General features: G+C 65.7%; 12 protein-coding genes. 8 read left to right on the forward strand and 4 right to left on the reverse strand.

Annotated elements, in window-relative coordinates; genetic code table 11:
- Entirely contained in the window at positions 1-903 is a 903-nt protein-coding gene (locus tag ACQCVD_RS04710) for a hypothetical protein (protein WP_426822557.1), read from the forward strand.
- Positions 904-912: 9 nt separating this feature from the next.
- The gene (locus ACQCVD_RS04715; protein ID WP_426822558.1) at positions 913-1293 is read left to right on the forward strand and encodes a hypothetical protein; all 381 of its coding nucleotides are present in this window, start codon (positions 913-915) and stop codon (positions 1291-1293) included.
- 3 nt (positions 1294-1296) lie between these two features.
- On the opposite strand, the gene ACQCVD_RS04720 is transcribed toward ACQCVD_RS04715, so the two are convergent.
- Positions 1297-1959, reverse strand: a complete 663-nt coding sequence (locus ACQCVD_RS04720) for a hypothetical protein (RefSeq protein WP_426822559.1) — start codon at positions 1957-1959, stop codon at positions 1297-1299.
- Positions 1960-2291: 332 nt separating this feature from the next.
- On the opposite strand from ACQCVD_RS04720, the gene ACQCVD_RS04725 reads away from it, so the two are divergent.
- From ACQCVD_RS04725 to ACQCVD_RS04745, 5 genes are all read left to right on the forward strand, one after another.
- Positions 2292-3506: an NAD-dependent epimerase/dehydratase family protein gene (locus ACQCVD_RS04725; protein ID WP_426822560.1), complete on the forward strand. Its 1215-nt coding sequence runs from the start codon at positions 2292-2294 to the stop codon at positions 3504-3506.
- Between the two features lie 18 nt (positions 3507-3524).
- Positions 3525-4664, forward strand: coding sequence for a glycosyltransferase family 4 protein (locus ACQCVD_RS04730; protein ID WP_426822561.1), 1140 nt, complete (start codon positions 3525-3527; stop codon positions 4662-4664).
- A gap of 206 nt (positions 4665-4870) precedes the next feature.
- On the forward strand, positions 4871-7249 hold the full coding sequence (locus tag ACQCVD_RS04735; protein ID WP_426822562.1) for an MMPL family transporter: 2379 nt from the start codon (positions 4871-4873) through the stop codon (positions 7247-7249).
- The gene (locus ACQCVD_RS04740; protein ID WP_426822563.1) at positions 7233-7826 is read left to right on the forward strand and encodes a TetR/AcrR family transcriptional regulator; all 594 of its coding nucleotides are present in this window, start codon (positions 7233-7235) and stop codon (positions 7824-7826) included. The genes ACQCVD_RS04735 and ACQCVD_RS04740 overlap by 17 nt, the downstream gene beginning before the upstream one ends.
- An 80-nt stretch (positions 7827-7906) precedes the next feature.
- A complete protein-coding gene (locus tag ACQCVD_RS04745) occupies positions 7907-9112 on the forward strand; it encodes a DUF6882 domain-containing protein (protein WP_426822564.1) in 1206 nt (401 codons plus the stop codon).
- On the opposite strand, the gene ACQCVD_RS04750 is transcribed toward ACQCVD_RS04745, so the two are convergent.
- Together ACQCVD_RS04750 and ppk2 are read right to left on the reverse strand one after the other, a co-directional pair.
- Positions 9109-10182, reverse strand: a complete 1074-nt coding sequence (locus ACQCVD_RS04750) for an enoyl-CoA hydratase/isomerase family protein (protein WP_426822565.1) — start codon at positions 10180-10182, stop codon at positions 9109-9111. The genes ACQCVD_RS04745 and ACQCVD_RS04750 overlap by 4 nt on opposite strands.
- Before the next feature lie 55 nt (positions 10183-10237).
- The gene (ppk2, locus tag ACQCVD_RS04755; protein ID WP_426822670.1) at positions 10238-11107 is read right to left on the reverse strand and encodes a polyphosphate kinase 2; all 870 of its coding nucleotides are present in this window, start codon (positions 11105-11107) and stop codon (positions 10238-10240) included.
- A gap of 79 nt (positions 11108-11186) precedes the next feature.
- Here ppk2 and ACQCVD_RS04760 point away from each other — a divergent pair, with 79 nt between their 5' ends.
- On the forward strand, positions 11187-11744 hold the full coding sequence (locus ACQCVD_RS04760) for a DUF6434 domain-containing protein (RefSeq protein ID WP_426822566.1): 558 nt from the start codon (positions 11187-11189) through the stop codon (positions 11742-11744).
- Positions 11745-11804: 60 nt separating this feature from the next.
- On the opposite strand, the gene ACQCVD_RS04765 is transcribed toward ACQCVD_RS04760, so the two are convergent.
- Positions 11805-12128 (reverse strand): putative quinol monooxygenase, encoded by a 324-nt coding sequence (locus ACQCVD_RS04765; RefSeq protein WP_426822567.1) that lies wholly within the window; start codon positions 12126-12128, stop codon positions 11805-11807.
- Positions 12129-12131 lie beyond the last annotated feature (3 nt).

Raw genomic sequence — 12131 nt, forward strand, 5'->3', positions numbered from 1 at the left:
GTGGCACCGAACCGGTTCCTCCATCACTCTCATGGGTTCGAGCAGGAAAAGCTCTCTCACGCTGGCCGCCAACACCCGCTCGGGCTCGCCTACCCGGCAATCATTGAGATCCGCACCCGGGCGCACTGGTCACGCAATCCCACGTGGATCGCCACCTCCTGGTCGGCCCTGCGTCTCTACGGCATGCGGTGGTTCTGCGATCACGCCGACGCCTGTTTCATCACCCGCACCACCTGGCAAGCACCTCGGTCGGTGCTCCACGCCCGCCGACACGGCTGGATCAGATCACCTGAACCACAGCAGAAGCTGATGCTGAAGAGCGGTCTCGATCCGACGGTCCCGCCACTGCGGACTGCCCCTCCAGAGCTCGCGGTAGCCAGTGCCCTGGATTCGGTGCAACGCGGCACACATTCCTGGTGGGTTCCAAAAGTACCGGGGATGACCCCGACAGAGGTCAGGCTGATCCAGTTGGCCGATGCCTGCTGTCGACTGTGGGACTTGGTCCCGGCGGCGCTGCTTCCTCTGATCCACCACTACCTGAACAGCCGCGAATGCAGACTGATTGCCCGCCACAGTGATGCCGGGTCGGATTCACCGGCCGAGACTTCGCTGCGGTTAGCTCTCACCGGACTCGCGGAGGGCATGGTCACCCAGCACCGAATATTCATCGACAACCGTCTCATCAGCGTCGCGGACATCGCCTGGCCGCGACTGAAGGTGCTCGTCTACTACGACGGCGGTCACCACGGGGAACGTCCGCAGTGGGAAACCGACAATGCCCTGAGCAGAGCACTGCTCCAAGCTGGCTACATCGTCCTGCGGTACACCCGCGCGGAGCTGTCCAATCTGACCTGGATACGTCACAACGTCTCCGCGGTCCTACAGTCGGCCCAGGTCAACTAGTCTGGGACCATGGGTTTTCTTGACCGCTTCCGCCGCACCGGTCCGAAGCGCATCGTGTTCCCCGAGCAGCTGCACACAGTTGAAGTCGGCGATCTGCATGTCCACACCGCTGAGGAATTAGTGGTACTCAGCACCGACCTCGCCGGTGCCAGGGCACTCATAGAGACGGCGGTCTCCCGCCGTCCCATGCGGCTGACCTGCGGTGACAAACGCCCCGTGGCCCTGATCCCCCTGGAGCACGCCCGTTCGGTCCCGACCCTGGACCCGAAGCTGGGCTGGCTCCTCCCGCTCTCGCCTGAGACGGGCGCGGAGATATCCCGGCGGATCTCCCGGGAAGCACCCGGCGAACACGAATTGGAAACACTGAATCTGGCCGTCGTCGTCAGCTGAGAACTAGAGCAGTCCGGCCACACCGATCAGGATCAGCACGACCGCCACGATGTAGCCAGCCAGTTTGACCATGAGTTCCCGGCGGTGGCGCATGGCCTCGAAGGCCCGGCCCATCGGGCTGTAGGGGTAGGCCCGAACCATGCCGATGAATACGGCGGACAATGCGGGCAGGCTGAGCGCAAGGCTGGCGTAGACCACCATTCCGGCGTAACGGATCCAGACGCTGAAGTCCCCGGCGGAGAGCACGGCCAGTCCCAGGAAGAAGGGGCCGGAGGTCACTGACTGCGCCAGCCCCAGGACGAAGCCGACGGCCACCGTCTTCCAGGAGGCCTCGCGCAGCGGTCCCAGCAGCCGACTGATGAGCTTCATGTCCCCGCTCCCCTTGCTGAACAGGGTCAGCACCAGCGACAGCACACCCACGGCGATCAGCACCCAGCCGAAGACCGGGGACTCGATGAAGCGCTGCACGATATCGCCGAGGCTGTCGAAGAGGAGCATCGTCAACAGTGCCAGGATGAAGACGCCGAACCAGTCCCCGGCGACCAGCAGGGTGGCCACCTTCCGGTATGGCCCTCTGGCCGGCAGCATGATGCCGAGGGCGACGATGACGCCGATGAGCAGGACGTTGAGCGAATCCAACAACGCAAAGGAAACGGCGTGGAGCAACGCGGGGCACCTAACTTCTCGCAGACGAGCCGGGCGAACGGAGACGGTACCCGGGAAGACCTCCTGCAGAATACGTCCCCGACCCTGCTCCGGGAGAATCCGGCAGTCCCCACCGCAGAATGAATTTCCGCTCCGCGGATGCCCCCGCACCGGCCTGCGGTTTTGATCCTCCATTCACCTGTCCGTCACCGTACGTCCAGTTCACCACTGTACCGTCACCCCTGAATGTCAACGGTTCCCCTGCCGAAACATCAAAAACTGCCTACATTGAGGGGAAGGGGTTTCCATTCATCCGGGAACCTGTAACTGACCCCGACATCCTTGGAGTAACTGTGAAGATCGCGATTCTCGGCGGTGACGGATTCTGCGGCTGGCCCGCTTCCCTGCACCTTTCAGATCAGGGCCATGACGTCGTCATCATCGACAATCTCTCCCGCCGCCGGATCGATGAGGAGCTCGGCGCGGAGTCGCTGACCCCGATTCGTTCCATGGAGGAGCGCATCGCGGCCTGGCGTGAGGTGTCCGGTAAGGAACTCGGTTTTGAAAATCTTGATATCGCCCGTGATTACGAGGGGCTGCTGGCCTTCCTGCTGCGCTACCGCCCGGATGCCGTCGTGCATTTTGCGGAACAGCGTGCCGCGCCGTATTCCATGAAGTCCTCCGCCCACAAGCGCTACACGGTGGACAACAACACCAACGCCACGCACAACCTGTTGGCCGCGATCGTGGATTCCGGTCTGGACACCCATGTCGTGCACCTGGGCACGATGGGCGTCTACGGCTACGGCACCGCCGGAATGGAGATCCCGGAGGGATACCTGGACATCGAGGTGCCCGCCGGCGAGAGTGAGAAGAACATCGAGCAGCAGATTCTCTACCCGTCCAACCCGGGTTCGATCTACCACATGACCAAGGTGCTGGATCAGCACCTGTTCGCCTTCTACGCCAAGAACGACAGTCTGCGCATCACCGACCTGCACCAGGGCATCATCTGGGGCACCCACACACCGCAGACCGAGAAGGATGAGCGCCTGATCAACCGCTTCGATTATGACGGTGACTACGGCACGGTGCTCAACCGCTTCCTGGTGCAGGCGGCGCTGGGGTACCCGCTGACGGTGCACGGCACCGGTGGACAGACCCGGGCGTTCATCCACATCCGGGACATGGTCCGGTGCATCGAGATCGCCCTGGATAACCCGCCGACGGCCGGTGACCGGGTGAAGATCTTCAACCAGATGACAGAGACCCACCGGGTCCGGGATCTGGCCAACCTGCTCGGCGAGATCTCCGGCGCGAAGGTGGAGATGGTGCCCAACCCCCGTAAGGAATCCGCAGAGAACGATCTCCACGCGGTCAATGAGACCTTCCTGGCCCTCGGTCTCGAGCCGACCACGCTTTCCGACGGCCTGCTGCATGAGGTTGAGGAGACGGCACGCAAGTACTCGGACCGCGCGGACCTGTCCAAGATCCCGGCGCGCTCGCTGTGGACCGAGGCGCAGGCCCCGGGTGAACCGGAATCCCTCTCGGCCACCGTCCGCCGCTAGCGTTCCGTTCCCCGCAGCATGCGCATCGCAATGTTCACCGAGGTCTTCCTGCCGAAGATCGACGGTGTGGTCACCCGTGTCACCCGGACGCTGGAGCAGCTGGCCGAACTCGGCCACGAGGTGCTGCTCTTCGCACCCGGTGATCCGCCCGCGGTCTACGCCGGCTTCGAGGTGGTGAAGGTCCGGTCGATGTCCTTCTGGCCGGTTTACCCGGAGATCAAATTCGGTCTGCCCACGCCGGCGATCGCCAAACGGATGGCGGATTTCCAACCCGATGTGGTCCACGCCGTCAATCCGATCTGCCTGGCCGCCTACGGTGTTCTCTCGGCCAAGCGCCGTGATCTTCCCCTGGTGGCCAGCTTCCACACCAATGTCCCCGAGTACACGGATGAACTGCGCATCGGCTGGGTCCGACGGCCGGCGGAGCAGCTCATCAGGACGCTGCACAACAAGGCCGAGGTCAACCTGTGCACCTCCGCGCCGATGGTGGAGAAGGCCAACGACGTCGGGATCGAGCGCGTGGATCTGTGGCCCAAGGCCGTGGACACGGTGACCTACACTCCGCAGCGCCGCAACCGGGCGATGCGGGAAAAGCTGACCTCCGGCAACCCCGATGCTCCACTGGTGGTCTACGTCGGGCGGCTCAGTCGGGAGAAGAACCTGAACCTGCTCGCGGAGATCATGCCCCGCCTGCGGGAGCAGGTTCCCGGGGCCAGACTGGCCATGGTCGGATCCGGGCCCCACCGTAATGACCTCCGGAAGCTCCTGGATCCGGCGTGGACGACCTTCACCGGATACCTCTCTGGCGCTGGGCTGGCCGAGGCCTTCGCCACGGGGGATGCCTTCGTGTTCCCCTCCCTCACGGAGACCCTCGGTCTCGTGGCCCTGGAATCCATGGCTGCCGGGGTGCCGGTGGTCGGGGCGCGGGCCGGTGGCATTCCCTTCGTCATCGATGACGGGGAGACCGGTTTCCTGGTGGGTGCGGAGGAACCTGCGCGAGCCTGGGCCGCCCGCCTGGCGCAGCTGCTGCAGGACACCGATCTTCGCGCCCGAATGGGGAAGGCGGCCCGGGAGGAGGCTGAGCGCCACTCCTGGCGGGCGTCGACAGAAACCCTGGTCGAGTCCTACAACACCGCCATCGCACGTCACTCTCACTGAGATCTGTTCCCTCTATCACACCTCGTCCGATTCGGGCGGGGTTTTCTTGTCCTGTGCCACGATCCAAGTAAACTTGCAGACGTTGTGCATCTTTGCGGACGACGTGCAAGACTTTCCCGGGCGGGGCCCGTCGAACTTCCTCATCGTCGCGCGGCGCGGTGCCACAGCTTCATCCACCGGAACCGAAGGACCTTAGAAGGACTCACATGGCAAAATTCTTGTACCGGGTAGGCTCCACCGCCTACCGCCGAAAATGGCCGTTCCTGGCCTTCTGGCTCATCGTCCTGATCGCGCTGGGCGGCCTGGCGGGAGCCTTCGCCAAGCAGCCGTCCACCAACTTCTCCATTCCCGGGCTGGAGGCGATCGAGACCCAGGAGAAGATGCAGGAGTTCTTCCCCGATACCGGGGACGCGACCTCCGCTCCTTCAGGCACGGTCGTCGTCCAGGCCGGCGAGGGGGAAACGCTCACTGACCCGGAGGTCATGGCGGAGGTCGACCAGCTGATCGGTGAACTCCAGGACACCGGAGCGCTGGCGGACGCGGAGAGCCTGGTCAACCCTGTGCTCGCTGCGCAGGGAATGTCCGCCCAGATGACCGAGCAGATGGCTGCCCAGGGCATGCCGGAGCAGCAGATGGCCTCGAACCTCGCCGCGGTCACACCGCTGAGCGAGGATGAGACCACCGGCACCCTCTCGGTGACCTTCGACGCCGACTCCGCGATGGACATTCCGGCGGAGGACCTCGACTCGGTCACCACGATCCTCGATGACTACGACGACGGTGCCCTCAACATCGCCTACAGCGGCAACGCCTTCAACTCCGCCGCCGGGATCAGCATGACCTCCGAGCTGATCGGTCTCGCCGTCGCCGCCGTCGTTCTGCTGGTCACCTTCGGTTCCTTCGTCGCCGCCGGTATGCCGCTGATCTCCGCGATCATCGGCGTGGGCATCGGAATCCTGGGTGTCCAGCTGGCCACCGTCTTCTCCGACGACATCAACGAGATGACCCCGATCCTGGCCTCCATGATCGGGCTTGCCGTGGGTATCGACTATGCCCTGTTCATCGTCTCCCGCTTCCGCAGCGAACTCATCAAGACACTCGGGGCGTACGACCTCACGCCGAAGGAACTGGCGGCCCGGATCAAGTCCATGCCGAAGGAGCAGCGGGCCCACGCGATGGGCCTGGCCACCGGCACCGCCGGTTCCTCGGTGGTTTTCGCGGGTCTGACCGTGCTGATCGCCCTGGCGGCCCTGTCCATCATCAACATCCCCTTCCTGACCCTGATGGCACTGGCCGCGGCGCTGACCGTGGCACTGGCCGTCCTGGTCGCCCTGTCCTTCCTGCCCGCACTGCTGGGCCTGCTGGGCACCCGGGTCTTCGCCGGCCGGGTGCCGGGACCGAAGGTCCCTGACCCGGAGGACGAGAAGCCGACCATGGGCCTGAAATGGGTGCGGCTGATCCGCGCCCACCCCTGGCTCTACCTGATCGCCGGTGTCGTGCTGCTGGGCCTGCTGGCCATCCCCGCCGCCAACATGCGGCTGGCCATGCCCACCGACGGCACCTCCAACCTGGGCTCGCCGCAGCGCGATGCCTACGACATGATGTCGGACTCCTTCGGCCCGGGACGCAACGCCCCGATGATCGCTCTGGTGGACGCCACCGAGCTCTCCGAACAGGAGCGCATGGGCGCCTACACCGCCGCCCTGGAGCAGTTCAACACCACCGAGGGCGTGGAAAACGCCCAGATCGTGGCCACCACGGACACGATGGACGCCGCCCAGGTGCTCATCACCCCGACCGGTGGCGCCACCGATGAGGTCACCTCGGAAACCCTGACCCAGCTGCGTGCCGACGCCGCGGGCTTCGCCGAGGAGACCGGCGCCAGTTACGGCGTCACCGGTGTGACCCCGATCTTCGACGACATGTCGGACCGGCTGCAGGACGTGCTCGTCCCCTACATCGCGATTGTGCTGGTGCTCGCCTTCCTGGTCCTGATGGTGGCCTTCCGGTCCATCTGGGTGCCGCTGATCGCAGCTCTGGGCTTCGGTCTGTCCGTGCTAGCCACCTTCGGCGTCACCGTCGCACTGTGGCAGGAGGGCTGGTTCGGCCTCGTCGAGGATCCGCAGCCGCTGCTGAGCTTCCTGCCGATCATGCTCATCGGGCTGGTCTTCGGTCTGGCGATGGACTATGAGGTCTTCCTGGTCACCCGTATGCGGGAGGGTTACATGAACGGCAAGACGGCCGGCAATGCCACCTCCAACGGCTTCAAGCACGGCGCCCGGGTGGTCACTGCCGCGGCCCTGATCATGATCTCCGTGTTCGCGGCCTTCACCATGCAGGATCTGGTGTTCATCAAGACCATGGGCTTCGCGCTGGCCGCCGCCATCGTCCTGGACGCCTTCGTGGTCCGCATGATGATCATCCCGGCCACGATGTTCCTGCTGGACAAGCACGCCTGGTGGATGCCGAAGTGGCTGGACCGGATCCTGCCCAAGGTGGACATCGAGGGTGAGGCCCTGCGCAACATGGAGACACCGGGCACCAGCACGGAGGCCAGGGAGCAGACCGGTGTCGGGGCTTCGTGAGACCAAGAAGGCGGCCACCCGTTCGGCGCTCGCCCGGGCAGCCGCAGAGATCGCGCTGCGGGAGGGTTCTGAGGGACTGACCGTTGCCGCGATCACCCAGGCCGCCGGCGTCTCCCCGCGGACCTTCCACAACTATTTCGGTTCCCGGGAGGAGGCGCTGCAGGCATTCTTCACGGCACGGGTCCAGTCCCTGGTCGCGGAGCTGGATCAGCTGCCGGCGGAGCTCGACCTGCTCAGCGCGGTGGAACGGTTGGTCATCGCCAACCTCTACGCGGAGGACGCCGAGCTGGAGTCCTTCGCCACGCTGTTCCGGCTGGGAGAGATCCTGGAGATGCTCGGTGCCGTTCCCACGCCGCACAACCGGCAGCTGGGCGCCCTGCTGGATCCGATGCTGCCCATCGTCCATCCACGCCTTCCGGGATACTCGGACTTCGAGGTCACCGTGATGCTGCGGGTGATCGGCGGGGCCGTGAGCACCGCCCTGGAATGGCACTACGGCACTCCCCAGGCGGACCGCGACCCGGCCGTGGGCGAACAATTCGTCCGGCGGGCGATCGACGTGCTGCGGCGTACTTAACGCCCACCCGGGGCGGGACTATCCTTGAGGAAAGTCCCGCCCCGTTGTCATGCCCCGGAAGGTACGTGTCCCCTCACACCATGCAACTGCCCGCTCCTGAATCCCTCGCCGACATCATCGCCGACGGCGCCATCGCCCAGGCGGACATCTCCGCTGGCCTGTCCACCCGCATCGGTGAGGTCAGCCGTGTGGAATTCACCCGCGGACACACCGCAGCGGGGGAACGCACCGAGGTGGCCATCCGCGGCCGGAATTCCGGCGAGCATGTCTTTCCCGCCGTGCCCGTCGCCACCATCAGCGCCGATCAGTGGACCTGGCTGGGTGAGGCCCCCTTCCCCATCCCCGAGCTCGCCGGCACCCAGCCGGCCAGTGACCGGCTTATCGCGGCCGCACGGACCCTGCACGGCAACGCGCCGGCCTTTCTGGTCCCCGACCAGGACGGGACCACCACGGTCGTCGTGATCGAAACGGAGCTGCCCCAGGCCCCACCGCGCCTGGCGTTGATCACCGGGCTGGCGAACCTTCCCGCAGATGTCGACGTGCGCCGCGCCCTGCTCGGTTTCGCCGCCGCCCGGAGACTCGGGGTACAGGCCACGCCGCAGCATGTCAGCTTCAGCGACGGCACCGTCGTCGCCCTGGCCGGGGACCGGGTCGTGGATGTCTCCGGGGGCATGACCCTGCCGGAGGTCCGGGCGGACGCCCTGTACCACTCCGTCGAGCACCAGTTCTTCTTTGACGGCGTGCTCCCCCACGCCCAGGTTCACCTCGACGTGGCCGCCGGCACTGCGCGCATCGTGTCAGGGGAGCAGCAGCTGGCGGTGGCGGCCACCGTGATCGCCAGCATGGACGGGCACTCCTGGCGGTGGGCCTGGGCGGACCCGGACATCCGGGACACTCCGGCTGCCGAGGGCGCCCGCAGTCTGCACCATTTCGGCATGGACCAGGGCATCCCGGAGTTCTTCACCGCCACCCTCCCCCTCGAGTACGCCCGCTCCCAACGGCTGCATGTGGCAGCCAAGCCCGTGGTCCACCGCTGGACGCACACCACCGCCCGGCTGGATGAGACCCGGTGGGCGGTCGTGCTGCTGGATGATCCCCGGCTCCACCTCCCCGCCCCAACGCGGGACGCCGTGGTAGCCACCCTCGAGACTCCCCTTCCCGCTGGCCTGGACGGGCGTCGGGCAGTCGCCGCTTATGCCCGCCTGCGGGGGCTGCGGGTGGCCAACACCGCTGACCAGTCCCTGGTCTACGTCGGGGGCGAGCCGATCAGCGTGAACCTGACTTAACCACCCACCACTTCGCGGTATTTCGCCACGTCCACGTCGGCGTACTCGGCTGGCTCGAAGCTGGCGTCGCGGTCCTTGTCCACCAGCACCGCACGCACCCCCTCAAGGAAGTTCGGCTCCCGGCGCAACGTCTCACCGAGGGCCACCTCCTTGTCCAGGGCCGCGCGCAGGTCCTGCAGGGGCAGACAGGCGGTGAACAGCTCCGTGGTGGCGACCACCGAGGTCGGGTTGGCCCCTGCCATCAGCTTCCGGATCAGCTCGCTGAACTCGGAGTTGGGGCTGTCCTCGAGCGCGGCGTCGATGTCGGCCCACGTGCGGTGCCCGAAGCACTCCTCTATCTCAATGGCGTACTCCGCCAGCTCCGAGTCCTTCGGGTCCGTGACCTGGTGCTCCGCAAGGGCGGCGTCGATACCGCGGTCGATCATGGCGTCCATGAAGTCCTGCAGGCTCTTCGAGGAGATGACGTGGGTGGCCAGTCCGCACCACACCATGTCCGCCGGACTCAGGCGCCAGCCGGTCAACCCGATCAGCAGGGCCACGGCTTGCGAGGACTGGCCCTTCCTGCCCACCATGCGCTGGCTCTCATAGGCCACCCCGACATCGGTGAAGTAGCCGATGGCCATCTCCGGCATCGCGGCGAACGCCCGCTCGGTGACCACCCGGTGCGAACCGTGCAACGAGATACCCAGCCCACCGCCCATGACCACGCCGTCGATCAGCGCGACATAGGGCTTGGGGAATGTGGCCAGCTGGTGGTTCATGTCGTACTCGTCCCGGAAGAACTGGTCGACCTCCTCCTGCTCTCCGGCGAGGATCTTGTCGCGGGCGAACCGGACGTCGCCCCCGGCGCAGAAGCCGCGTTCACTGTTGGAGTAGACCAGGACCTGGCTGACGTCGTCGTCCTCCCGCCACTGCTGGAGTGCCGCGGCGATCTCTGCGACCATTTCCGGGGTCAGGCTGTTCAGGGCCTTCGGCCGGTTCAGTTCCAGGACCCCGGTGCTTCCGCGCACATAGGCGCGTACCTCCGGGTCAGCAGTGGACGGTGTGGTATTCGCGGAGTTCTCAGTCATGGCCCCAGTGTCCCACAACACACCTCAGGTCGTCAGGGAATACGGGGCTCCGGGATCACTTGCGTTTGGCGGACTTACCGGACCTGAGCCGGTTCTCCTCCAGCCTCGCGGCCGCGTCCGGCACATACCGGAATTCCTCGCGCGGCGGACGGTGGTAGTCCCGGTCCTTCTTCGGCCGCCGCGGGATGTCCGGCAGCGGCCGCTCAATCCGCTCGTAGGGGATCGTCGACAGCAGATGGTTGATGACGTTGATCCGGGAACGCTTCTTGTCCTCGGACTCGACGGTGTACCAGGGGGCGGAGGGGATGTCGGTGTGGATGAACATCTCGTCCTTAGCGCGGGAGTACTCCTCCCACCGGGTGATGGACTGCAGGTCCATCGGCGAGAGCTTCCAGCGCCGCAGCGGATCACTGCGCCGCTCCTCGAAACGGCGTACCTGTTCCTCATCAGAGACGGAGAACCAGTACTTGCGGAGCATGATCCCGTCCTCGACGAGCAGCCGCTCGAAGATCGGTGCCTGGTGCAGGAAGCGGCGGTACTCCTGGGAGGTACAGAAGCCCATCACCCGTTCCACCCCGGCGCGGTTGTACCAGGAGCGGTCGAAGATGACGATCTCGCCGGCGGTGGGCAGCCTTTCGATATAGCGCTGGAAGTACCACTGCCCCTGCTCCCGGGAGTTCGGGGCCGGCAGGGCCTCAATGCGGCAGGTGCGGGGATTGAGGTACTGGGTGATGCGCTTGATCGCGGAACCCTTGCCCGCGGCGTCGCGCCCCTCCATCACGATGACCACGCGGGCACCGGTCTCCACCACCCACTGCTGCATGTCCACCAGTTCGGCCTGCAGGCGCTTGAGTTCCTTCTCGTAGGCCTTCTTCGAGAGTTTCGGGGGTCTGGTGGGCTGTTCGCTCGCGTCCTTTTTCGCCATGGTGTTGAGATTACCCTGTGGATTTCCGGTGTCCCGGCTTTCCACCGTGCGGCGCTGCTTCCCGGCTACGATTGCGGGCATGCCCGATCACCCTGTCCGACCGGCGTTGCATCCGGACCTTGCCGCCACCGAATTCCACCGGTGGTACTGGTTGAAGGAGGAATTGACCGATTTTGCCAGGGAACTCGGCCTGCGGACTTCGGGCAACAAGGACGTGCTGACCGGACGGATCCTGGCGGCGCTGGCGGCTGAACCATTCACCGAGCCGACCCGGCCCGTCTCCCCCACCGCGCAGCTGTCGGAACCACTCACCCCCACGACAGTCATCCCGCCGGGGCAACGCTGCAGCCAGATCCTCCGGGCATGGTTCAAGGCGCAGGTTGGCGCCGGTTTCCATTTCGACCGACACATGCGGGGCTTCTTCGCGGCCGCAGACGGCACCACCACCCTGCGGGATGCTCTGACGCACTGGCACAGCACCAGGAATTGCGGGCCGGAGAAGATCGGGAGGCAGTTCGAGTACAACCGCTTCACCCGCGCCTGGCATGCCGCTAACCCGTCCGGCACCACCGAGCAGCTCCTGGCCGCCTGGCGCCGTTACCGGGAACGGCCGGTGGACGAGCGCGGCCGGATCTGAGACAGGCCGCACCCACGCCATCAGCTGGCGTGGGTGCGGCTTGTCGGGGTGGAAAGTCGGCTACTTGACCTGGAACTCGGCCATGCGGTCCCATTCGGTCTTGCCCTCGATCAGGGTGTTGATGATCTGCGGGGTCTCGGCCAGGATCTCGGGGAACATTTCCTGGGCGTCCTTGAAGTGCTGGCTGTTCACGTGGGCCTCGGCGGCGTCATCCTGGAAGGCCTCGTTGAGGATGTACTCATTCGGGTCATCGGTGTTACGGGCCCAGTCGAAGAAGATGCAGCCCTCCTCAGCACGGGTGGCCTGGGTGAAGGCGTCGACCTTCTCCCGGAAGTTCTCCACGTATTCGGGCTTCGGGCGGAACCGGACGTTAATCAAAATCATGAT

It is taken from the genome of Corynebacterium halotolerans, assembly GCF_050107895.1.
Taxonomy (GTDB): Bacteria; Actinomycetota; Actinomycetes; order Mycobacteriales; family Mycobacteriaceae; genus Corynebacterium; species Corynebacterium halotolerans_B.

What these genes read in the sequence shown, in the direction of transcription:
- ppk2 (WP_426822670.1), bottom strand. Translation starts at nt 11,107, where the DNA reads ATGGCGAAAAAGGACGCGAGCGAACAGCCCACCAGACCCCCGAAACTC.
- ACQCVD_RS04715 (WP_426822558.1), top strand. Translation starts at nt 913, where the DNA reads ATGGGTTTTCTTGACCGCTTCCGCCGCACCGGTCCGAAGCGCATCGTG.
- ACQCVD_RS04745 (WP_426822564.1), top strand. Translation starts at nt 7,907, where the DNA reads ATGCAACTGCCCGCTCCTGAATCCCTCGCCGACATCATCGCCGACGGC.
- ACQCVD_RS04765 (WP_426822567.1), bottom strand. Translation starts at nt 12,128, where the DNA reads ATGATTTTGATTAACGTCCGGTTCCGCCCGAAGCCCGAATACGTGGAG.
- ACQCVD_RS04760 (WP_426822566.1), top strand. Translation starts at nt 11,187, where the DNA reads ATGCCCGATCACCCTGTCCGACCGGCGTTGCATCCGGACCTTGCCGCC.
- ACQCVD_RS04730 (WP_426822561.1), top strand. Translation starts at nt 3,525, where the DNA reads ATGCGCATCGCAATGTTCACCGAGGTCTTCCTGCCGAAGATCGACGGT.
- ACQCVD_RS04750 (WP_426822565.1), bottom strand. Translation starts at nt 10,182, where the DNA reads ATGACTGAGAACTCCGCGAATACCACACCGTCCACTGCTGACCCGGAG.
- ACQCVD_RS04735 (WP_426822562.1), top strand. Translation starts at nt 4,871, where the DNA reads ATGGCAAAATTCTTGTACCGGGTAGGCTCCACCGCCTACCGCCGAAAA.